Genomic DNA, 24,607 nt, shown 5'->3' on the forward strand with positions numbered 1-24,607 from the left:
TTGCATAAATTCATCTTCATATATAATTATTCAGATACCTATAATTTTTCAAGATTATTTTATACCTTATATAACCTCTTTTGAGGCAAAAAATTTGCATTTTGTTCTTTTTAAAAAATTTAGTCTGCGCTAAAAACGATTAAATTTTTGTATTTTATCAAGATACTTTCACTTTTAAATATTTATCAACCTTTTGAAGATTAAATAGACTTCCAATGCGTACACTTTTCACATTCGGCAACAGGCTGGTATTAGCAATACTACTAGTTGCAAATTTTTCTTTTGCCCAGACGGTTAAACTGGAGCAAGGCCAGAACGGCGGGGTTGATAAAGACCCTGTAAGTCCTGTCACCTGGGCTTCAGGAAATTCTAATTCCGGCAACAGCCATTTTTATGAAGGTCAATCAATTCCTTATCGATTGACCATTTCAAAGCTGCGGTCTGGAAACCATACAGTTGAAATTGAATGGGATACTCGGAAAAACAACAAAAGCGCTATCGACTACATTACAAATTTCAATAGAATCTGTGAGGATGTAATTCCAAGTTCTGGCACTCCAAGTTTTGGGACCTTATTACCACCTAATGGAATACCCCAACCATCCACTAGCTTCAATAAACTAACGGGTGATGAAAGAAAAATCGCGATCTACGGCGGTACCTTAGGCGAAATAAAATATGTACTTCAGGAAGACATTTCAACGACCAGCGCAGTCACAAGATTAAGTATATCATTTACAGCCAGCGGTAACAACGGACCAAATAACACGGTTGTAATTGCATGGGGAGGTCACATTGCCAGTTCACAGGATTGGGGTCAAGGCAATTCTGCTTCAAGTATCACCGGATCACCCTACCATACCAGGGTAGTTTCACTAAATGGAAAATCTGTTGGAAGTCAGAGTCGTTCGGTGCAGGCTGCTTCTGAAGTCATTGACCTCGATACAGATTGTAATATAGTGGGCGAAAGTGAAGTGTGTGCTGGTTCTTTGGCATCTTATTCTGTACCTGCCGGAGCATCCGCATACACATGGTCAGTTACTGGCGAAGGAGAAATAACTTCCGGACAAGGTACTAATTCAATCATAGTGAACTGGACAAGCTCTGGAACAGTATCAGTGAATATAGACAACCAGGCGGCTTGTTTTCCTACTCAATGTAACCTAAATGTTACCCTTAACACCCCACCAACTTTGTCAGTGGAAGATGCAATACTTTGCAGTAGGGAGAATGGCGGGACAACAGCCATAGCGGATTTGACTCAATTTGTTAATGTTAGTTTTGGAGACCTGATTTTTAAACGAGGAGGTGTAATAATAGATACTCCCGAGTCCATTCTGGTTACTGATGGCGATGTGATTGAGGTTTCCCCAGCAGGTAGTTGTGGCAGTTTAGAAACATTTACAGTTACTGTCAATGACCGCCAGATTTTTGGTATATGCTCCCAAGGTAAAGTATATGAAATCATTGGTTCTGAATTAACATCTCTACATGAAATCTTCGAGCAGGGTCAAACAGTTGAATCCAACGAAGTATTTTATATCAGTGGAAACGAGGTACTCGTCGAAGTCATATACATTAAAGATAAGTTTGCTGAAGCCAAAGCAATACTGGTAGGTTTAGGATTTGTAACACCTACAGTAGAAGAATTAAAACAAGATCCAAATTCATTGATAATTGCAGGTTTTCTTCCAATAGAAAAATTATTGGATTTAAATCAGTACCCAGAAGTAATAAATTACGTCCGCCCGGCAATTCCCGGTGTCCCCAATAAAGGTGCAACTACTACACAAGGTGATCGTGTCATGCGTTCCAACCTTGTAAGAGCCGGATATTCTCATTTTGAAGGCGACCAACCCATTGACGGAACCGGGATTAAAATAGGTGTGCTTTCTGACAGCTATGCAACACGTACCGATGCCGGAGTCAACACATTGGCAACAGATATTTCCAATGGAGATTTGCCTGAAAGCCTCTATTTTTTCCGGGACTTGCCTAGCCGATTTGGAATTGGTACTGATGAAGGACGTGCGATGCTACAGATTGTTCATGATGTAGCACCGGGTGCCGAACTTAGTTTTCGAACAGGAGTAGTAACAGCCGGAGATTTTGCACAAGGGATCCGCGACTTAGCTGCCGCAGGCAGTGATATTATAGTAGATGATATTACCTACATCACAGAACCTTTCTTTAGTGATGGAAAGGTGGCAAATGCGGTAAATGAGGTTGCGGCAGCTGGTGTTTCATATTTTACCTCCGCTGGAAATTTTGGAAGCAAATCTTTTGAAGGTGTATTTACTCCCGTTGATGATCCTTCCATTGACTTACCTCTGAATAGCGGTGAATGGACAGAAAGTGGCCGTGTACATCGATTTAATGACGGTAATACTACGCAATCCATAAAAGTTTTTCCAGGACAAAATGGTCCTGCTGTCTACATGATTGCCCTTCAATGGGATGATCCACTCTATTCTGTAGACCAGACTGGAAGCTTATATGACTTGGACATTTATCTTAAAGACTTCGGTACCCCCCTATTTGGCTTTAACCGTAATAACGCAAATGGTGACCCTATTGAAATTCTTTCATTCACCATTACGGAAGAAACCATTGTTGATCTTTTGATTGCCCGAGAATGTGAAAGCTGTAATGATCTGGATTCCAATATTGGAATTAAGTTTAAATATGTTGTTTTCAGGGGTGAACTTGACCCGAACGATCAGAATTCAATAAATTCCTCTACCATTGTAGGTCACGCCAATGCAATCGGTGCCATGACGGTTGGTGCGATACTTTATGCAAATACATCTGTTTTTGGATTTAACCCTGCACTTGTTCCGGCTGGAACAGAACCTTTTACAGTTGCCACGTTCTCGTCCCGAGGTGGAACACTAACCAATGGAGATCTTCGAAACAAGCCCGATTTCACAGCACCAAATGGTGTGAATACTACGGTCAATCTTGGTGCGCCTGAATTGGAAGGTGATAATTTCCCAAACTTTTATGGTACTTCTGCGGCTGCACCCCATGCTGCTGCACTGGCAGCATTAGTCAAGCAAGCCCGCATAAAGTATTATCCTACATCAAACCCTACAGGTTGGCTGGGCGAGCCCGGCAAAAGTTTACCAGATGACATTCGTAATTTACTAAAAGCAACTGCACAGGATATGCATGAACCCGGAGATGATTTCAAGTCAGGTTCGGGACTTGTTCGGGCTGAAAGGGCATTACTTGAACTCGCCGCACCTAATCCTGATAACATTGAACTGGTTTATGATGATGCTGTTAATCCCGGTGAAGTTGAATTTAAGCTGATTATTAAGGGGACTAATTTATATGAAGGCTCAAATGTTTATTTACGAGAAGAACTGTTGAATTCATCCTATGAAATTGATGAATTCGGATTTGGCTATCTTGAGGTAACGATCCCCCCTTTTATAGGAAATCCAGGTGTAACAGTAGTTAATAATGCCATTTCGGATAGTGGACTGGATGGTGGAATTGCCGGCCCGGAATTTTTCTTTGATATAGTTAAAAAAACCATTGCCATTCGTGCAGATGATCAGATCAAAAAGTATGCTCAGGTCTTAAAACCTTTTACAGCAAGTGTATTCGAAAGAGTTGACAATAACTGGGTGCTGAGTGCCCTGACTTTGGAAGAGGTTGGGCTTACGTTAAATCCCGAAAATGTGGATAATTCATTGGAACCACTTACGCTTTCCAGTCTAATCAGTGGGGATTTAGCCGAAGTTGGTACATATGTTATAACAGCTTCTCATCCTAAAACGGGTTTTGCTTTCTCTGACTTTTACAATTATGTAGGGGTAGTTCAGCAGGATGGAAGTCTCCTGTATGATGGAACAAATGATGCCTTGGGAAACTATGGACCTGGCATTATCACAGTTGAAGCACTGCCCATTACAATCAAACCTATAGACCTTACTGACCAGTCAGCCTTAGTATATGGTGAATCAATTAGCGATGCTTTACAATTTGAAGTAATAATTGCTGATGCGCTAATTGAATTAGAGGGCGAGGTAAAAATAGAGGAAGTTCAGGAACTGAAAGATGCCATTCTTTCACAATATTTCCAGGATCTTAAATTGGCCCAACAACCGGAAGACAACAGTCTGCCATTGGGCATTTTTAATGGTAGGACAATACTCAATAAAGATAATTTCATCAACAAAAGCTTTATGGTAAGTTCTCGTACGATGATCAATGGCCGCACACTCATTAACGGACGTACCCTCATCAATAGCAGACCTATAATCAATACAGCATTTGATGTCCCTGCAGATTCCTTCCTAGAATACCTTGAAGATCAGGATAATCAGGACCTAAAGCCTATAAGCATCAATGGGAGAACAATGATTAATGCACGGACTATGATCAATGCACGTACATTAGTCAATGGACGTACTATTATTAATGGACGTACGATAATAAATGCCAGAACAATCCTAAATGGAAGAACCATCATCAATTCAAGGACAATTATCAATAGCGCTGGTGGTGAACAAGACGAAGTGGAGGATAATAGCTTGGTGATTTTTGGTGAAAAAGATCTGGAATTGGCAGAAGAAGGCGAAAATGCAGAAATCGGAAAATATTATGACTTCGGTGAAGAAATCGGTGAAAATGACGATGACTTCAATCTTGAATTCTTTTCTATCAATATGGTGACAGGAACAGATGTTGGCAGTCATTTTATAATTCCAGGAACCTTTGAATCCAGAAACTTTATTTCGTCCTATCTGCCGGCTGACCTCACTATTACTCCTGCTACACTAATTGCAACAACAACTGCCAATCCTGATGAGATTGAGTTTGGTGATCCTGCACCGGAATTTGCCACGGAATTCGAGGGATTTGAAGTCAGTACAAAGTTCCTGGATAGTGAAGGAGCAGAAGTGACACTTGAGGAAGAAAAGGACTCAGTGGTAAAGGGAATAGAGTACTCACTGATCAAAGAGGGATTAGAATACCCAAGCACCGGAACAATCGCTATTGGAACTTATAGCATCCGTCCTGATGTCACCTTGTTTACTCCTGCCAATTACCTTGTCGATTTGGAAAACTCCACTTTTGGAAGCCTTTCTGTTATAGGATGTGTGAACGAAGCACCGGAAATAGGTGAGTTTGAAACTGCCATGGGCGCAGGTAATACGAGTAATCCAGCGACTATAAAAAGACCTGCTAATACTCAAATCGGAGATTTGTTAATTGTAGGCTTGATGTTTGAAAAAGGTCAATCTCCTTCTATTACTCCACCAGATAAGGATTGGGTACTCATTCAGCGGGTCAATCAGCAAAATCAAGTTGCAATGGCCACCTATTACAAAATAGTGAAAAGCATTAATGAGCCGGAAACCTATGGATTCAGAATCAAGCAAAGTCCTAAATGGACTATGGGGATATCAAGAGTGAGTGGTGCTGACATCAATCATCCTGACGGACCTATCGTTGCATTTAGTGGAGCATCAGGATCCCAGACACAAATTGCGACTGCACCTTCCCTGACCATCACTGATTGCAATACCATGGTGATGCTTTTCTACACCAATAAGAAAAATGCTACGTGGACTCCACCATCAGGAACAATTGAGGTCTATGATGATCCCAATAATCAACAAGGCTTAACTTCTAATATGATGTCATATTACATCCAGAGTGAACCTGGCAAAACAGGGAATTTAAGTGCCATTGCTTCGATTGGTGAAAACTGGGTTGCTCAGTCAATAGCAATAAGACCTATTTCGAACAACTTGGAATCAGCTAGGATTTTGCCATTGTCCTATGAAACCCTGTTAGATTTGTCAAGATTAGAAGGACTTTCTACCCTCCATGGGGAGGAGGTAGCTAGTGAATTAATAGCTTATCCAAATCCAGTAGAAGACAGACTGAATATCAGCCTAAAAAGCTATGTGGAAGAAGTACCAAATGAGTCGACTTTGATCCTTTCAGATGCAATGGGGAGAAACCTTCCTTGGAAAGGAATCTGGCATGAAAATGAAAGCCGCCTGGAGTTGGATTTTTCGCAAATGCCTATCGGGTTTTACCTCATCAATATCAGAACCTTCTATGGTGTGAAAACCATTCGAGTAATCAAAAAATCACAGTAAACGAACAATCCTTTGAATACTAAAAAAGAGTGGACGTGTTTTCCATTCTTTTTTGTTTTACCCCAATTCGGTTATCAGGATATTGTTGCATTTTGTTAAATTTAATCCTTAACGCATTTTCAGCCAATACAATGTGATAGTTGAAGTTTAAGTGATATTGAGTCTAAAACATAAGAATAATAAACATGAATTAGAAAAATCCGTTTTTCGGATACTCTTCAAAAAATAATTGAATTGTTAGAAAATGCCAATGAAATCCAGGTTGATGAAATGGGTAAGTACTTCGCTAAAGGATGATTTTAAGGAAAATTCCCTATCTGACAAAGGCACCGCAACTAGCGTTCACATAGGTATATAAACCGACATATGAATATTTTTAAACACATCCTCTTTTTACCTTTATTCTCTTTTACTCTTTCAAACGGAAGTTTGGCCCAAACTACCAGGGCAGATAGTTTATTGAATGCTATTACCCAATTAAATGACGATAGTGTGAAAGTTTCTCACTATGTAGATTTGGGTCTGGAATATCTTGGTTCTGATACCAAAAGTGCCATTTATTACTTTGATGAAGCCATCTTACTGGGAAATAAAATAAACTTCAAAAATGGGTTGGCAAAAGCTTACAATGCCAAAGGTCGAGCTTATGCCCAACAAGGAAATTTCCAGGAATCGATTTTAAAGTTTCAAGAAGCATTAAAGTTTTTCCGTGAAATAAATGATAAAACGGGTGTAGCTAATATTCTAAGTAACCTTGGTTCTATTTACTATATGTTGGGAAACAATACTAAAGCGTTGGAACTTCATTTTGAATCCCTAAATATTTCAGAAGAACTCAATAACAAGTTAAGAATAGGAACTTCCTTAAATAATATCGGTACTGTTTACCAAAATAACAGAAGCACTACCAATGAAGCTTTGTCTTTTTTCAAGAAATCATTAGAGGTGTTTCAAGGAATAGAAGAGGAACAAGGGATGGCTACTGCATCCATGAATATAGGGGAGGTTTATTTCATAGAATCGAAATATGATTCAGCTATATATTTTCATCAAATGGCATTGGAACTATGTGACGGTACCATTGATGCTACATTTCCTCTTACCCAACTAGGAGAAATTAATGCCGAATTGGGCAATTTCCAAAAAGCAAATAGTTTTCACAGGCGTGCTCTGGAAATATCCGAGAGATTGGATGCCAAATTTGAATTAACACAAAGTCTTATTGGTTTGGCAAAAACCCAAAGAAAACAGATGGAATTTGAAAGCGCGATCAATACATTGGAAAGAGCCAAATTACTGGCAATCGATATTGATGCTAAAAATGAATTGGTGGATGTGTATTTAAATTTGGCAGAGATACAAGCTCTTGTTGGGGATTATAAAGCTGCCTATGAAAATGAAATAAATACTAAATCTGTAAAAGAAGAAATTGCAAAATCCAGCACAGAACAAATGATCCAACAGCTTCAATTTGAGTTTGAATTGAACAAAAAAGAAGCTGAAATAGAACTCCTTCAAAAAGATACCGAATTAAAAAACGCAGCTGTTTTCAACCAACGGATAATCATATTTACTTCTTTGGGAGGATTATTGATGTTTGTTATTATCAGCATTTCTCTTTATAGAAACAACCTAAGTAAGCAAAAAGCAAACAGATTACTCCGGGTGCAAAAAGAAGAAATCCGTGTCCAAAGGGAAAACGTAGAATCTGCTTATGATCAACTGAAATCTACACAGGCACAATTGATACAATCTGAGAAGATGGCAAGCCTTGGAGAACTCACAGCAGGCATAGCACATGAGATCAAGAATCCCCTAAATTTTGTCAATAACTTTTCTGATGTATGCACGGAATTAATTGACGAAATGAAAGTTGAACTGGCCGGAGGTAATCAAACAGTGGCCATCGAGATCGCTGATGATATCAAGCGAAATTTGCAAAAAATCAACCAGCATGGCAAACGGGCGGATTCCATAGTCCAAGGAATGCTAGAACACAGCCGAACCAGTATTGGAGAAAAAGTGGAAACGGACATCAACGGACTAGCAGTTGAGTATCTTCGATTGTCCTATCTTGGACTAAAGTCCAAAGATAGCAGCATCAATGTTGACTTGTTGATGGATTTAGACCCTAATCTCCTTAAAATCAATGTCGTCCCCCAAAAAATTGTAAGAGTTTTACTGAATTTGTTCAACAATGCCTTTTATGCAGTAATCGAAAAAGCTAAAATCGCTTCTTCAGAATATAAACCACAGATAAGTATCAGCACCAAAAAAACGAAAAATGGAATCCAGCTTTCCGTCAAAGACAATGGCAACGGAATCCCCGTCTCAATCAAAGAAAAAATCTTCCAGCCATTCTTTACCACCAAGCCTACCGGACAAGGGACAGGATTGGGGTTGAGCCTGAGTTATGATATTGTTAAAGGACATGGTGGAGAGATAAAAGTGGAAAGCAGGGAAGGCGAAGGGACTGAGTTTATACTATTGTTGCCAGTTTAATCAAACTTTTTCGCCAACCTTAATTACTTAAAAATCAACACGAATACCCGAAAAAATCACGTCTTAACTTTCAAAACCTAGAATCTGCTAACAAGCTTTCCATCAGGGTATAACCTTCGTTATTTAATCCCTGGAAAATAAGATATCAAGAGGTGGTCATAAGAAATACTTTTTGTAATTTGTTTTGAGTTAAAAATTTTTACCAACTATTATCAGGTAATATCCCAATGTCCTGTAGGGGAATTAGGGTTTTTTGGGAACTACCGAATCGATTACCGAATCAGACTCTCGATTAAAACAGATTAATTAATTCTTTTAATGAAATCAGTGGGTTTTCGTCTTAGCTGATAAGTAGCCCAGTCTCTATTTTCAAGGAAATACTAACACAGCCGAGCACCTTTAGGTGAGAAAAAACTAACTGATTAATTTGTCAGACTTTCCTACCAAAGGCTTCGAGCAACAGAAAAAAGTTTTAATTCGGATTTTAGGCTACAGTTAGATGCAGACCTACCAAAGATAAATATCGTCGCTAAGGATATAGGAAGGGTGATTTTGAATTTGGTAAACAATGTTTTTTATGCTGTCAATGAAAAAGCGAAAGAAGGAGCTGTTGATTTTCAGCCCCAGGTAATTTTATCTACTAAAAGATCTCTAAACGGAATAGCACTTTCTGTGAAAGACAACGGTAAAGGAATCCCTGATTCACTGAAAGAAAAAATCTTCCAGCCTTTTTTCACTACCAAGCCAATGGGACAGGAGTAGGGTTGAGGTATGATATTATGAAGGCGCTTAGAGGGGATATTAGATTGGAAAGAGACGCTGGGGAAGGAACTTTATTTAGCATCCATATTCCAATTAACAATAATAAATATGAAACTGACAAAAAAACTAGAAGCAGAACTGAAAGAGCTTTATGTTAAATACTTTGAAAGTTTGTTTAGTGCTAATGTGAAAACATATGAATCTTTTTTTGCTGATAATTTTATACAAATAGGCACAACACTGGAAGAAGTATGGTTTAGCAAAAATGAAGCGGGAAAGTATTTAGAAACACATGTAGAACCTGTAGCGGGAAAGATTGAATTAAGAAACAGGGATATCAGAATGGAAGCTATCGATAAACTCATTCTCATTATAGAGCAGGCAGATTGTTTTGTAAATATTGATGGAGTATGGACCTACTACGATAGAGCGCGGGTATCGTCTCTTTTGAAAAAAACGGTTATAGGCTGGAAATTTGTTCAGCAGCATATTTCTTTTCCCGATAGCAGGACTGAGGAAGGACAAACCGTTGGGCTGGAGAAAATTAAAGTTGAAAACATTCAACTGAGAGATGCTGTAAAAAGAAGAACAGTTGAATTAGAAAATACAAACCTGGAACTTGAAAATGCCATTTTGAAACTCAAATCCACCCAAGCCCAACTCATTCAATCCGAGAAAATGGCAAGTCTTGGGGAATTGACCGCAGGCATCGCCCATGAAATTCAGAATCCTTTGAATTTTGTGAATAATTTTTCTGAGGTAAGCAGCGAGCTCATGGATGAGTTGAATGAAGAGTTGGATAAAGGGGACATTCAGGAAGCAAAAGTCATTTCAACTGACATCAAAGAGAATCTATCCAAAATTACTCTCCATGGCAAGCGGGCGGATGCAATCGTCAAAGGAATGCTGGAGCATAGTCGGGCTAATAAAGGAGAAAAATCTACGACAGACTTGAATGCGTTGGCCGATGAATTTGTGAGGCTTTCCTACCACGGACTTCGAGCCAAAGACAAATCCTTCAATGCCGATTTCCAGCTGGAACTCGATCCGGATCTTCCAAAAGTGAATGTAGTGGCTTCTGATATCGGAAGGGTGATTTTGAACTTGGTAAATAATGCTTTTTACGTGGTAAATGAAAAAGCCAAAGAGGCAATAAAAGGATATAATCCTGAGGTAGTTGTAAGTACCAAAAGGTCTCTAAACGGGATAGAGATTTCTGTGAAAGATAACGGCATGGGCATTCCCGACTCAGCCAAGGATAAAATCTTTCAGCCTTTCTTCACTACTAAGCCAACTGGCTCAGGAACTGGTCTAGGTTTGTCTTTGAGCTATGATATCGTGAAGGCGCATGAAGGAGATTTGCGTGTTAACAGTAAAGTAGGAGAAGGAACAGAAATGACCCTCTTTTTGCCTGTAGAAGAACGAAATTCATAAATTATAGTCGAATTAAACTCCGAACTTCCCTACTAGCTTGAATCCTATTGAGATACTAATTTGAAATGTGATTTTGAACTTCGGCACATCTTCTTTCAGAAACAATAGTAGTATATCGGTAGACTATTCAGCCCCTTTTGTAGAAATGTACTAATCTAATGATGGTCAAATAACTCTACAGATGTTCATTAGTGGCACTTTACCAGAACATCATTTCAAGACAATTTTGCGGGCCTAAACAATGCGATAGGGGAAATTAAACTAATCAAACCCGCTATCTTCAACGCTAACTTATTTACCCAAACCTAATCTATGATTAATCGCCGTGATTTCATCAAGCAATCTGGACTTGCTCTTTCAGCCGCAGGCTTTGCCCTTTCCGGTTTCCGCCTTCCACAACTGAAGTCCTACAAAATGGGTCTGCAGCTATTTACGATTAGAGCCACTATGGCGGAAGATCCCAAGAATGCGCTTCAAACGATAGCAGAATTTGGCTATCAGGACACTGAAACCTACGGATATGATGGTCCCTCAAAGAGCTTTTACGGCATGCCCGCAATTGATTTTAAGAGAGTGTTAGAGGATAATTCCCTTGACAGCACCAGTGGTCATTACGATTTTATCAAATACTTCAGAGCCACCGACGATGAACTTATTCGCTATACAGATCAAAGTATAGAAGGTGCTCATGCCTTGGGACAAAAATACATCACCTGGCCGTGGCTTGATCCAGAGTCCCGCTCTATAGAAAGTTTTAAAATCCTGACCGATAAGCTGAATTTGATCGGAGAGCGCGTGAATAAAGCCGGACTTGGATTTGCCTATCACAACCATGATTTTGAATTTACTGATCATAATGGTGAAAATGGCTATGACATCATTCTTCAGAATACTGATCCAGAACTAGTCAAACTCCAAATAGATCTCTTTTGGGTAGCTCACAGCTCTCAGCGTACAGCGCATGAGCTCTTCATGGAAGCGCCTGGCCGATTTGTCATGTGGCACATCAAAGACATGGATAAGATCAGCAGAGACTATACCGAGATGGGTAATGGCTCTATCGATTATACCAAAATCCTTCCGGACGCATCTCTATCAGGAATGGAATATTACTACATAGAGCAAGGCGGAAATTTCGCTCAGAATCCCATTCAAAGTGTAAAAGACAGCGCAGAATATTTTAAGAAAAACCTGATCAACTTATTTGAATAGCGGTATCATCACACCTCTTTAATTCAGTAGACTAACTTTTCAATTCCCTTAAACCTATTTAAATCCTGTAATGAAAAACAAATTTCCCATACTGCTCGCACTTACTTTTCTGCTATCCCTGAATGTCTTCGCCAGCGTGGACACCGTGGCCACCTTCAGTTCTTCCATGCAAAAGGAAATTAAGGCAGTAGTGATTACTCCAACGGATTATTCTGAATCCAAAGATTATCCAGTCGTCTATTTGCTTCATGGGTATTCAGGAAACTACTCCAACTGGATCACTAAAGTCCCTCAATTAGAATCCTACGCAGATCAATATGACATGATAATCGTAAATCCAGACGGAAATTTCGGAAGTTGGTATTGGGACAGCCCGGAAGTGGAGAGTTCTAAGTATGAGACTTATGTGGCTAAAGAACTTGTAGAATTTATCGATAAAGAATACAGCACGATTCAAGGCCGTGAAGGAAGAGCAATCACGGGTTTGAGCATGGGAGGACATGGAGCGCTTTACCTCGCTTTTCGCAATCAGGATACGTATGGTGCAGCCGGAAGTCTTAGTGGCGGAGTGGACATAGCTCCTTTTCCTGAAAACTGGGAGATGAAAAAATATCTTGGAACCAAAGCTGAAAATCCTGATCGCTGGGAAGAATACTCTGTGATGTACCAAAGCAATAGACTACTACAGAATAAACTGAAGTTAATCATCAGTTGCGGCACTGAGGATTTCTTTTACGATGTGAATGTAAAACTCCACGAAAAACTAACTTACAATAACATCCCACATTCATTTATTACTAGGCCTGGAAGCCATAATTGGGAATATTGGGCAGATGCCGTTCAGTATCAATTACTGTTTTTTGATAATTATTTCCGCTATGAACATAAAAACTGAAAATCCTTTTTTGGTCGAAATTCTAAACTCATTTCTTTCCTAAATCCACCAACGGCGTGGAAATGAGAATAGCAAAGCATATTTTTAGGATTAAACAAACCAAATATGAAAAAGAGATACTTATTAGGCGTAGGGCTGATGCTGCTTCTGGGTAGCAATGTCCAAGCGCAGGACGAAGTGATTGACAAAATTATTAAAGAGGAAACTGAGAACTCTCAGCTGAAGCTGATCGGACATGAATTGATGGACGGCATCGGACCAAGATTAGTAGGATCTCCTCAAATGCAAAAAGCACATGATTGGGCTGTAGCAAAATATAAAGGCTGGGGAATAGAAGCTAGAAATGAGCAATGGGGAGAATGGAGAGGATGGGAAAGAGGAATCACCCACATCGATATGGTAGCTCCTTGGACTAGATCTCTTGCTGGCACTCAACTAGCTTGGAGTCCATCTTCACCACAAGGTGGAGCTCAGGGGGAAGTAGTTGTGATTCCAGATTTGGCTGATTCTTCTGCTTTCGCAACATGGCTTCCATCTGTAAAAGGCAAATACGTAATGATCTCAGCTCCTCAGGTGACTGGTCGTCCAGATTACAACTGGGAAGAATTTGCTACTGAGGAGTCTTTCGCCAAAATGAAAGAAGATCGCATGGCTTTAGGCAGAGCATGGAATGAAAGACTTCAAAAAACAGGTAAAGGAAGAAGAGAATTGCCAACTGCCCTAGAAGATGCAGGTGCTTTGGGCATCATTACTTCCTACTGGTCTCAGGGTTTCGGAGCAAACAAAATCTTCTCAGCATCTACTAAAAAAGTGCCTACTGTAGATCTGTCATTGGAAGACTATGGTTTGCTTTTTAGACTTGCTGAAAGTGGCCAGAAACCAATGATCAATCTAAATGCACAATCCAAAGAAAATGGTATGGTACCGACATTCAATACCATTGCTGAAATCAAAGGGACTGAGAAGCCTGATGAGTATGTAATGCTTTCTGCTCACTTTGATTCATGGGATGGCGGTACAGGTGCTACTGACAACGGTACAGGAACGATCATGATGATGGAAGTGATGCGCGTTTTGAAAGAAGTATATCCAAACCCTAAGAGAACAATCTTGGTGGGTCACTGGGGTTCTGAGGAACAAGGATTGAATGGTTCAAGAGCTTTCGTAGAAGATCATCCGGAAATGATGCCTAAGATCCAAGCGCTTTTCAATCAGGATAACGGTACTGGCCGAGTAGCTAATGTATCTGGACAGGGATTCGTAGACAGCTATGAATACCTTGGAAGATGGATGTCCAAAGTACCAAGAGATATCACGAGAGATATCGAAACTAGTTTCCCTGGTAACCCGGGTGGCGGCGGATCTGACTATGCTTCTTTTGTGGCAGCTGGCGTTCCCGCCTTCTCGTTGAGCTCTTTGAATTGGTCATACTTCAACTACACTTGGCACACCAACTTGGATACTTATGATAAAATTATCTTTGACGATGTGCAAAATAATGTGATCATGGCAGCAATTATGGTCTATATGGCAAGCGAAGAAGATAATATGGTTTCCAGAGAAGTAAGAATTCCAATAGGAAGAAACGGTGAACCGGCAGAATGGCCAGCTGTGCGTTCTCCTACCAGAAAAGGCGGAGTAGAATAATCATAAAACCTTATGCCATATAGTTAAAACCACGGGAATTCCGTGGTTTTTTTATTTGAACGTCTTTTAAATCAATACGTTATTTATATTGCACAAATAACCATGCGTCATAGCATCAAAAATCATGAGAACAACATTAGATATTCCAGCTGAATTATTAGAAGAAATAATGGAGCTCACAGGAGCCGCTACAAAAAATCAGGCAATCAAAGAAGTACTACAAGAACAGATTAAGTTAATTAAACGAAAACGGCTTTTGACTATGAAAGGGACAATTGATTTAGATTTAGATCTCGACAGTTTAAGAGACAGGGATTCATGAACAAGTACAGAGTATTGGTTGATAGCTCCGTGTGGATTCAATATTTCAAGTTTGGAAATATTGAATATCTAGATCAACTAATTGAAAATGACGTTGTCTGTATTAATGAGTTAATTTTAACAGAACTTGGTCCAAAACTTATACACCAAAAAAGGTTAGATATTTGGAATAGCCTAAATTCACTTGAAAAGGTAACGACTCGTATTAATTGGGATGTGATCAGAAACTATCAAGTCATGAATCTTAAAAATGGAATCAATAATGTTGGCATACCTGACTTGATAATCCTACAACAAGTGATTGAAGAAAAAATCGCTCTTTTTACTCTCGATAAGCACTTCAAATTGATGACTGCTTTTTTAAAGTATGAACTAATCCAATTCTAATCCTGTCCTAGCAAGTTTTAATCTCAATTCACCTTTTCATCCCATTAGTGCAAAAGGTTTAGTAATTTCCTCTTAAATCCCCTATGTCATGAACAGATTCCTTTCATTCATCCTTTTGGCTTTTATTTGCTTTCAGATTAATGTGCAAGCTCAGCAGAAAATCCTCAAAGAGGCAGTTGACAGAGCAGAAAACGAAGGTTTTTCCGGAGTAATTCTCATTGCGGAAAAAGGAGAAATACTTTTCGAAGATGCTATGGGAATGCGGACCTATGAAAATCGCATCCTGCTTCATGAAGGTGATATTTTCGAGCTGGCCTCCCTTTCCAAACAGTTCACGGCTATGATGGTGATGATGTGCAAAGAAAAAGGGCTTTTGAATTTTGATGATCAGCTTTCAGAATACATCGAAACGCCTTATCCAGGGATCACAATTCGAAATCTCCTCACACATACCAGTGGGCTTCCGGATTATCAAGCTATCATGGATGAACACTGGGACAAAAGCAAAGTGGCTGGAAATCCCGAAATTCTTGAATACCTAAGAGAATATGCTCCCCCAAAATCCTTCGAGCCAGGTGCAAAATATGAATACAGTAATACCGGTTACGTTTTATTGGCAAGTGTGGTAGAAAAGGTTACTGGTGAAGACTTTGTGAAACTTAGCAAAGCCTGGATCTTTGATCCATTAAAAATGAAGAGTACTGGCATTAGGGCACTGGAAGAAAAAGCCGGGGTCATGACATTCGCAGCAGGGCACCTTAAGAACGAGCAGGGTAAATTTGTAAACGCCAATACATTTCACTCTTCCGATTATACCGTGTGGCTCGGCAATCGTAAAGGCCCAGGTAGAGTCAGCAGCAATGCGGAGGATTTATTGAAATGGGATCAGGCACTTTATGAAGAGAAGCTGGTTTCAAAAGAGACCTTGGAGACTGCTTTCACTCCCTTTAAACTAGATGACGGGTTTTTAAGCTACTACGGCTTTGGCTGGGAAATTAAGCCCCAAAGCCCCTTCGGCAAAATGGTAATGCACACAGGAGATAACCCGGGCTACAAAACAATAATCGTCCGGTATATTGACGAAAATAAAACCATTATCATTTTGAACAACAATGCCTATCCGGACATGATGAGACTCGTAGAAGCAGCAACTCTCTCTCTAGGAAAATGGTGAATGGATTAAAAAATTAGAAGATTTAAAAAATTGAAGGAATCTAATCCTAAAGTTGATTTATAGCTGCCACCGCAGTTTTTAACCTTTTGTTCCGATCTCCGGAAATAATCAAATACTGAAACCCACTGTTCATTGCTAATTGAAGGTATTTTTTGAAAAAATACTGCCGCATTTCCAGTTCAGGATATTCTCTCAGCGGATCCGGTGTCCACGGTAAATCGGTGTCTGTAAGCAAGATCAAATCATACATTCTCCGGTCGATTTCTTCCAATACCCATGGATCGGTATTCCCAAATCGGTGTTCCGACCAAATATGGATAACACGCAGATCAGTATCACAGAAAAGAAATTTTTCGGCAGTTTCCGCTAATCTATCCTCCAAAGCTACTTGCCCTTTACCTATTTCAACCAAATCCTCGAAGCGGTATTCTCGACCCAATTTTTCTAAGTATTCCCGTGCAAATTCCGGAACCCATGGCTCTCCATAATATTCGGCCAAGTCTTCCGCCAACGTACTTTTTCCAGTAGATTCAGGGCCGAGGATTAAAATTCTTTTAGGTTCAGGCATTTTTTCTTGCTGATTTGATCCAGGCAATTAGGCCCATAATTGCCAAAATGGTGAAGAAAAGGTATTGAAATGAGGTTAATATTAAGCCCTTATAAAAGTACAGAGGCACAGCTACCAAATCCGTCAAAATCCAGAATATCCAGTTTTCCACTTTTTTCTTGGCCATCAGCCACATGCCCACAAAAGCCGATGCCGTGGTAAAGGAATCCCAATATGGCACATCGCTATCGGTAAAATTCAAAAGCACATAAACTAAAATGATATAGGAAACCACAAAAATCCCAAGTGAAATTCCCCAGCCGCTTATTTTTAACCAAGTCACTGGCAGCTCCGTCTTTCCTTCCTTGGGATGAGTCCAAACATACCAGCCATAAATAGAAATGCTAAAATAATAGGCATTAATACCCATGTCTGCATAAAGTTTATACTGCAAACAAATCCAGACATATATTAGCGTGGAAACAATTCCGGTAGGATACACCCAAATATTCTCCCTCATGGAATAAAATACCGAGGCAATGCCTAAAACTACTGCAAAAGCTTCTAGCCAAGTCATTTGCTGCAGCCCCTCCGCAAAACCATCAATTAAAAATTGAAAATCCATGGTGCGAAGAAAAGGAATTAAATTTTAAGATTGGAAAATTGAAACAACTTGCCGCTGTGGCAGATTGAAAAATTAATTACTGAAAGGCACAAAGCAGGCTCGTCTTCGAGATTGCTTCTGTCGTTCCTCCTTTGCGTTGCAAGTTCAATGCTTTAAATCAGTCAGCATTCCGAAGAGTTTGGTCAAAGGCAACATTAAATAAACAACCTTCCCAACTTTTTCCAGACTTTGGCTGTTCCTTTCGTAACTTTGCCAGCTATGACTTTGAGCACTTTATCCGCTAAAACAGACATCGATTCTCTCGATCCCAAAGAATTTATAATCATCAAAAACGCCCGGGTGAACAACCTGAAAAGCCTGAGTGTCGCGATTCCCAGAAACAAATTTGTCGTGGTCACGGGACTTTCCGGTTCGGGAAAATCTTCCCTTGCCTTCGATACGCTTTTTGCGGAAGGACAACGGATGTATGTAGAAAGCCTCAGTTCCTATGCCCGCCAGTTCTTGGGCAGGATGGAAAAACCTGATGTAGAATACATCAAAGGCGTAGCTCCCGCTATCGCTATCCAGCAAAAAGTCAATACCAAAAATCCCCGCTCCACAGTAGGAACCACTACAGAAATCTATGATTATCTGAAACTCCTTTTCTCCAGAGTAGGGAAAACCATATCGCCGATTTCCGGCAAGGAAGTAAAACACCACACTGTCACGGATATTGTGGATTATGTTCAGTCTTTTGAAGAAGGATCAAAAGTTATGATCTCCTGTCCTCTGCAAATCGAGCGTGGAAGAAAAATCAATCAAGAACTAGATTTACTTTTGCATAAAGGCTACACAAGGATTTTGATCGACGATGAAGCATATTTTGTAGAAGATTTGCTTCAGGAGAAAAAGATACCCAAAGGAAAGTATGAGATCCTGATCGACCGAGTAGCGGTGCAAAAGGAAGATGAGGACAACCAGTTTAGAATTGCTGATTCTGTACAGACGGCACTTTTCGAAGGTCATGGAGATTGTAAAATCACTGTACCGGGAATAGAGACCAAAAGCTTTTCTGATCGCTTTGAACTCGATGGAATGCAGTTCGAAATTCCATCAGTAAACTTCTTCTCTTTCAATAATCCCTATGGAGCATGTAGAACTTGCGAAGGTTTTGGCAATGTGCTGGGAATCGATCCGGACTTGGTCATCCCTGAGAAAGACCTTTCTGTTTACGAGGGAGCTATTGCACCTTGGCGTGGAGAATCCTCACGCAGTTGGCTTGAGCCTCTTTTGAAAAAAGGAATTGAGTTTGATTTCCCAATCCATCGGGCATATGAAGATTTGAATGATAAGGAAAAATCCCTTCTCTGGACTGGAAACAAGTATTTCAAAGGACTGGATGATTTTTTCCAGGATTTGGAAAGCAAAACATATAAGATCCAATATCGCGTAATGTTGTCTCGCTTTCGCGGTCGTACTACCTGCCCAGATTGTAAGGGAACTCGCTTGCGCAAAGATGCCTCTTACGTCAAAATCGCAGATAAATCCATCATTGACATTGTCTTGATGCCTATTGATGAGGCATTGCCATTTTTCAATACACTTGAACTTCCTCCACATCAGGCGAAGATTGCAAATCGTCTTTTGAAAGAAGTCCAGAGTCGATTGGAATACATGGATCAAGTTGGCTTGGGGTACTTGACTTTGAATCGCTTGACTTCCTCACTTTCCGGGGGCGAATTTCAACGCATCAAACTTGCCACTTCCTTGGGATCAGCGCTGGTTGGATCAATGTATATTTTGGATGAACCCAGCATTGGACTTCACCCTAGAGACACGGATCGTTTGGTGGAAGTATTGAAATCACTTCGTGATATGGGTAATACAGTGATTGTAGTGGAGCATGAGGAAAAAGTGATGAAAGCTGCCGATCAGATCATCGATATCGGACCGGATGCTGGGGTGAATGGCGGAGAATTACTTTTCCAAGGATCTATCGAAGATCTTATGGCTTCAGCACAGACTTATACTGCGAAATACTTACGCGGTGAGGAACAGATTTTCAAAAAAGATGGAAACCGAAAGTGGAAAGATTCCATCAAGGTAAAAGGTGCTAGAGAAAACAACCTTAAAAATATCTCTGTCAAATTTCCGCTTAACACACTTACGGTTGTTACTGGAGTTTCCGGTTCAGGAAAGTCCACCTTGATCAAAAAAGTGCTTTATCCAGCGCTGGGCAAAATGCTGGGAACGGTCATAGATGAAAGTGGAAAATATGACAAAATCGAAGGTGATTACAAGTCCATTTCCCAAGTGGAATTTGTAGATCAAAATCCCATCGGTAAGTCTTCCCGCTCCAATCCTGTGACGTATGTGAAAGCGTATGATGCAATCAGGACTTTGTATTCAGAGCAAACTATTTCCAAACAAAGAGGCTACAAACCTGCATTTTTCTCATTCAACGTAGACGGCGGACGCTGTGAAAATTGCGCCGGAGAAGGAATCACCACGGTAGAAATGCAGTTCATGGCAGATATCCATCTGACTTGTGAATCCTGCAAAGGAAAGCGATTTAAGAATGAGATTTTGGATGTCAAATACAAGGAAAAGGACATCTCGGATGTGCTGGGTATGACTATTGACGAAGCACTGGAATTCTTCAAGGGAAAAACCCAGATCATCAATAAACTGCAGCCGCTGCAGGAAGTTGGTTTGGGCTACATAGGTATGGGACAAAGCTCCAACACACTCTCAGGCGGGGAAGCACAGCGGGTGAAACTGGCATCTTTTCTGGGAAAAGGCGGCACCAAAGTCGGTGATCGCATTCTTTTTATCTTCGATGAACCGACAACGGGACTTCACTTTCATGACATCAAGAAACTCCTCCACTCCATTAATGCACTGATCGACCAAGGTCACTCTGTGATTATCATCGAACATAATACCGAAGTGATCAAATCCGCAGACTGGGTGATTGATCTCGGACCGGAAGGTGGAAATAAGGGCGGATACCTGACTTTTGAAGGGACCCCTGAGGATATGATGAAGGAAGAAGGGAATTATACGGCAAAGTATTTAAGGGAGGCTTTTGTTTAACCTTTGAGGTTTTCCAAACCTCGGTTTACTATATTCGAATTAGATTTTGGGATCTTAGCTCAGTTGGTTTAGAGCGCTGCTTTGACAGAGCAGAGGTCATGGGTTCGAATCCCCTAGGTCCCACATCTTCTCTCCGGATTTTATAACAACTTACCTACTTTTTTCCCCAGAGAGTATAGCAAAGTTACATCACTGAGTAAAATCTTATTTTGTCATCGGTGCAATGAGTCAAGCACAAGTCTTCAGACTTGTGCTTGACTCATTGCAGTCTTTAAGCGGCATTTTTATAAATCCAACTACTAAATGGCCACCTTATTAAAAAAAACATCAACCATTTTTTGATCCTGCGGGAAATTGAAAACCTCAACAATCTTACTATCCTCAATCTTCCATAGCAAGCAAGACATTGCATTCAATACTACAGAGCTGCTGGAAGTGCTCCAGTTTCTGTGACAATCGATTACATAATTGTCATTCACACCCATTACAATCTGCTCAGCTTTGAAGCCAAATTGATTGAGCTTTTCCAAATACTCCATAAGCTCCGTAATTCCATTTTTCGTCCCGCTAAATGGGTGCTTGCCTGGAATGTGCCACTTGATATCTGCAGACATTACCTGCCTCATTCCTTCAAAATCAGCAGTTGAATATGCTTTGAAAAAGCTTTCGATTAATTGAATGTTTGGGTGCTTTCCAGTCATCTTTTCACAGTTAAGTTGAGCAAAACTACATCGGCAAAATCCTGGAAAACTTTAACTAGATTAAGTTTTATGAGATTTCTTTCTCTTATCGATCTGATTGAAATATTCCGGAGAAATCCCTAAAAAAGAAGAAATCCTTTTCTGAGATAAGCGATCTTTGATCACAGAATATTTCTGGCAAAACAACTCATAACGCTGTTCCGCTGATTGTGACAATTGAGTTATAATACGATCATTGGCAGCAATACTTGCATTCTCACTTAGAATCCTAAAATAACTTGCAAATGACTGAGAACTTGCCAATAATTCATCGAGAGAACTTTTTGATATTTCAAGCAAAATAGAATCCTCAAGGGCTTCGATTCGCATAATTGAGGGCGATCTGTTACTAAAACTTTTGAAATCACCAGCCCACCAGTCTTCATGAGGAAAATTCAGTGTATATACTTTTCCTGACTCGTCTAACACTGAACTTTGAAATAGACCGGAAACAACAAAGTTTTCGAAGCGGCAAATATTTCCCGGTTCAAGGAGGTCAGTTTTTCTTCCTATTCTTTTAACAGAAAAGTAGCCGCTAATTACATCCATTTCTGGGTCTCCGATTTTGACATATTTTTCAATATGTAACCTGAATTTCTTAAAATACTTCTCTGCTTCCTTATCCATAAAAGAAATTAACTTGCTTAATTTTAATTACCTGTCTTATGCCGAGAAGATCTACAGCAGGGAAATGGAAAGGTATTCCGGAAGCAATGGGGAAATTAACTGATCTTTTACCATGAAAATCGAAAGTTTGATTTACGATTTTCATGGTAAATAATAAAACATATCTGTCATAAACATCAAGGTATCTGACTGATCCGTAGAGATCTGATGCAAAGAAGCTCCCTTGCAAATTCACTTATAAGAGTTATTGCTCTGTCAAAGTAGTGTTTTAAAGCTGTAGGATTTCCTTATTCCACAGACTTAATGAATTCCTCTAGCTTATATTTTGGCGTTCCGCCTTGCTGAGTGGCAACATATGCTCCCATTTTACAGGAAAAGTCTAAAATTTCCATTGGCTTTTTACCTTCTAAATACATCTTCACAAATCCACTTAAGAAAGCATCTCCTGAACCTAAAGTATCTTCCACCTGTATCTTGTACCCATCATGTTTTGTGATTTCTCCTTGGCAATATATCATAGCCCCATTACTTCCAAGTGTGATACAAATGATTTCAATCGGATATTGCGAAACCATAAAATCACAAAATACTTGTACAGAATCCATGTGGTTTTTACAGCCATTTACGTTCTTGACTTCAAAATAATCAGCTAGAAATGCTAATTCATCTTCATTGATTTTTAAAATATCAGCATAGCCCAACAAGCTTTCTATCTTGATAAAATCAATGAAAGGTTCACGTAGATTTATGTCAAAAATGGTCAACACAGGTTGTTGAACGAGGTGATAGAGTGTTTTCCAAGACAATTCATTTCTTACTGCAAGACTGCCAAACACTAGGGCATCAGCTTCTGAGACGGCCTGTAGATTTTCTTCTGTCAGACATATAAAATCCCAAGCAGATGGAGCTACAATATCATATTTGATATTTTCCTTATTCGCTTTATCGACCATGACCATACCGGTAGGATGTTCCAAATCTTCTTGAATTAAATCCGGTTTCAGGCCATAGCTTTTGACAAAACCAAGAAGTTTACTTCCATACTCATCATTCCCTAATCTTGAGACCATCTGTACTTCCAGCCCCAATTGCTTCAAATGCAAAGCGACATTCATCGGTGCGCCACCTGCTGTTTCACAATCCGGAAAACAATCCCACAGCATCTCTCCAAAACAAATAACTTTCTTAGTCATAGTGTTTTTGTAAATCATTCTGAATCTTTTCCAGAGATCTTCCTTTGGTCTCAGGCATCTTCGTCGCAACCCAAATGAGCTGCAATACCATCATCAATCCAAAAAAAGCGAAAATGCTCCCCGCTCCATAGCGATTTGCGACTAGTGGGAAAATATTTGCAATCAGCGCAGCTAAAATCCAATGGGTGAAGGATCCCATAGACTGGCCAAAAGCCCGAAGTTCATTGGGAAAAATCTCCGAGATAAATACCCATATCACAGCTCCCTGGCCAATCGCGTGGGCGGCAATAAAGGCAAATACAAAATAGGGCAATAAGCTACTTTCTATCGCTCCTCCAAAATAGCTATAAGACATCAAGGAGAGTGAGATAATATAACCTACAGAACCAATATACATCAGCATTTTTCTGCCGATTTTGTCAATCAGATATAAACCTGCCATGGTTGCAACCAAATTGATCACTCCGATTCCTATGGTAGAAATCAAGGCTGTCTCATTTGCGATACCAGCTGATTCAAATATCCTGGGCGCAAAGTATATAATCGCATTGATCCCCGACAGCTGATTGAAACATGCCATCAAAATTGCCATAAAGCTGATGTTTCTAAACCTAGTACTAAAGAGCATCGATATGGTAGCCTTTCCCCTGATCTTCTTGCTTTCTTCAATAGCTAGATCCATCGCTTCATCAACCCCTTCAGGATCCGTTCTGGTCAAAATAACCCTGGCTCCATCAAAATCCTTCTTCTTTGCAATCAGCCACCTTGGGCTTTTTGGCACTTTAACAATCAGCGCAGTATAAATTAATGCAGGCAAAACTTCTACCCCCAGCATCCATCTCCAAGCATCATTGAGGTTCGCCGTACCAATAAGGTAATTGGAAAAATAGGCCATCAATATCCCGAAAACGATGTTGAACTGGTAGAGTGCAACCAGCTGACCACGTCTGCTGGCTGGAGCGATTTCAGATATATACATAGGAGCCACCACAGAGGAAGCTCCTACTCCCAGTCCTCCCAAAAATCTAAAAAACATAAAGGAATTGATATCCGGTGCCAACGCAGATCCCAAAGCAGACACGAGGTAAAACACCCCTATCCAAAGTAGCGATGCTCTCCTCCCGAATCTGTCAGCAGGGATAGCTCCGAAGAGCGCCCCTATGACCGTACCGTATAGGGCAATAGCTACAGCCAGGCCATGCTTAAGGTCTGTCAATTCCCACAACACCTGAATGTCCCGTTCTGCTCCAGATATCACAGCGGTATCAAACCCAAATAAAAACCCACCCAATGCAGCTGTGATGGAAAGAAAAAGCACGTAGTTTTTGCTTTGCATTATAT

17 protein-coding genes and 1 tRNA gene are annotated in these 24,607 nt (G+C 40.1%); 12 read left to right on the forward strand and 6 right to left on the reverse strand.

The genetic code is table 11. From position 1 onward, the window contains the following. The first annotated feature begins 215 nt into the window (after positions 1 to 215). From SYJ56_RS00945 to SYJ56_RS00990, 10 genes are all read left to right on the forward strand, one after another. Positions 216 to 6,125 (forward strand): S8 family serine peptidase, encoded by a 5,910-nt coding sequence (locus SYJ56_RS00945; protein WP_323831558.1) that lies wholly within the window; start codon positions 216 to 218, stop codon positions 6,123 to 6,125. 366 nt (positions 6,126 to 6,491) lie between these two features. After that, entirely contained in the window at positions 6,492 to 8,627 is a 2,136-nt protein-coding gene (locus tag SYJ56_RS00950; protein WP_323831559.1) for a tetratricopeptide repeat-containing sensor histidine kinase, read from the forward strand. 552 nt (positions 8,628 to 9,179) lie between these two features. After that, entirely contained in the window at positions 9,180 to 9,389 is a 210-nt protein-coding gene (locus SYJ56_RS00955) for an ATP-binding protein (protein ID WP_416377776.1), read from the forward strand. A gap of 108 nt (positions 9,390 to 9,497) precedes the next feature. Beyond that, positions 9,498 to 10,823 (forward strand): ATP-binding protein, encoded by a 1,326-nt coding sequence (locus SYJ56_RS00960; RefSeq protein ID WP_323831560.1) that lies wholly within the window; start codon positions 9,498 to 9,500, stop codon positions 10,821 to 10,823. Between the two features lie 312 nt (positions 10,824 to 11,135). Then, positions 11,136 to 12,035, forward strand: a complete 900-nt coding sequence (locus SYJ56_RS00965; RefSeq protein WP_323831561.1) for a sugar phosphate isomerase/epimerase family protein — start codon at positions 11,136 to 11,138, stop codon at positions 12,033 to 12,035. A gap of 70 nt (positions 12,036 to 12,105) precedes the next feature. Next, positions 12,106 to 12,930, forward strand: a complete 825-nt coding sequence (locus SYJ56_RS00970; RefSeq protein WP_323831562.1) for an alpha/beta hydrolase — start codon at positions 12,106 to 12,108, stop codon at positions 12,928 to 12,930. Between the two features lie 105 nt (positions 12,931 to 13,035). Further along, on the forward strand, positions 13,036 to 14,577 hold the full coding sequence (locus SYJ56_RS00975) for a M20/M25/M40 family metallo-hydrolase (protein ID WP_323831563.1): 1,542 nt from the start codon (positions 13,036 to 13,038) through the stop codon (positions 14,575 to 14,577). Between the two features lie 124 nt (positions 14,578 to 14,701). Further along, on the forward strand, positions 14,702 to 14,899 hold the full coding sequence (locus tag SYJ56_RS00980) for a type II toxin-antitoxin system VapB family antitoxin (RefSeq protein ID WP_323831564.1): 198 nt from the start codon (positions 14,702 to 14,704) through the stop codon (positions 14,897 to 14,899). After that, on the forward strand, positions 14,896 to 15,285 hold the full coding sequence (locus tag SYJ56_RS00985; protein WP_323831565.1) for a PIN domain-containing protein: 390 nt from the start codon (positions 14,896 to 14,898) through the stop codon (positions 15,283 to 15,285). Before SYJ56_RS00980 ends, SYJ56_RS00985 begins: the two co-directional genes overlap by 4 nt. An 88-nt stretch (positions 15,286 to 15,373) precedes the next feature. Then, positions 15,374 to 16,459 (forward strand): serine hydrolase domain-containing protein, encoded by a 1,086-nt coding sequence (locus SYJ56_RS00990; RefSeq protein WP_323831566.1) that lies wholly within the window; start codon positions 15,374 to 15,376, stop codon positions 16,457 to 16,459. Positions 16,460 to 16,505: 46 nt separating this feature from the next. Here SYJ56_RS00990 and SYJ56_RS00995 read toward each other — a convergent pair whose 3' ends face one another. Further along, entirely contained in the window at positions 16,506 to 17,027 is a 522-nt protein-coding gene (locus tag SYJ56_RS00995) for an ATP-binding protein (protein ID WP_323831568.1), read from the reverse strand. After that, positions 17,020 to 17,631, reverse strand: a complete 612-nt coding sequence (gene pnuC, locus SYJ56_RS01000; protein WP_323831570.1) for a nicotinamide riboside transporter PnuC — start codon at positions 17,629 to 17,631, stop codon at positions 17,020 to 17,022. The genes SYJ56_RS00995 and pnuC overlap by 8 nt, the downstream gene beginning before the upstream one ends. 258 nt (positions 17,632 to 17,889) lie before the next feature. On the opposite strand from pnuC, the gene uvrA reads away from it, so the two are divergent. Beyond that, a complete protein-coding gene (uvrA, locus tag SYJ56_RS01005) occupies positions 17,890 to 20,706 on the forward strand; it encodes an excinuclease ABC subunit UvrA (protein ID WP_323831571.1) in 2,817 nt (938 codons plus the stop codon). A gap of 48 nt (positions 20,707 to 20,754) precedes the next feature. Beyond that, a tRNA-Val gene (locus SYJ56_RS01010) sits at positions 20,755 to 20,829 on the forward strand. A 176-nt stretch (positions 20,830 to 21,005) separates the two neighbouring features. On the opposite strand, the gene SYJ56_RS01015 is transcribed toward SYJ56_RS01010, so the two are convergent. The 4 genes from SYJ56_RS01015 to SYJ56_RS01030 form a co-directional block, all read right to left on the reverse strand. Further along, entirely contained in the window at positions 21,006 to 21,407 is a 402-nt protein-coding gene (locus SYJ56_RS01015) for a nuclear transport factor 2 family protein (protein ID WP_323831573.1), read from the reverse strand. A gap of 60 nt (positions 21,408 to 21,467) precedes the next feature. Beyond that, positions 21,468 to 22,073 (reverse strand): Crp/Fnr family transcriptional regulator, encoded by a 606-nt coding sequence (locus SYJ56_RS01020; protein WP_323831574.1) that lies wholly within the window; start codon positions 22,071 to 22,073, stop codon positions 21,468 to 21,470. 287 nt (positions 22,074 to 22,360) lie between these two features. After that, a complete protein-coding gene (locus SYJ56_RS01025) occupies positions 22,361 to 23,266 on the reverse strand; it encodes a carbohydrate kinase family protein (RefSeq protein WP_323831576.1) in 906 nt (301 codons plus the stop codon). Further along, the gene (locus SYJ56_RS01030) at positions 23,259 to 24,602 is read right to left on the reverse strand and encodes a sugar porter family MFS transporter (protein WP_323831578.1); all 1,344 of its coding nucleotides are present in this window, start codon (positions 24,600 to 24,602) and stop codon (positions 23,259 to 23,261) included. The genes SYJ56_RS01025 and SYJ56_RS01030 overlap by 8 nt, the downstream gene beginning before the upstream one ends. Positions 24,603 to 24,607 lie beyond the last annotated feature (5 nt).

Origin of the sequence: Algoriphagus aurantiacus, assembly GCF_035156405.1 — a bacterium.
GTDB lineage: Bacteria > Bacteroidota > Bacteroidia > Cytophagales > Cyclobacteriaceae > Algoriphagus > Algoriphagus aurantiacus.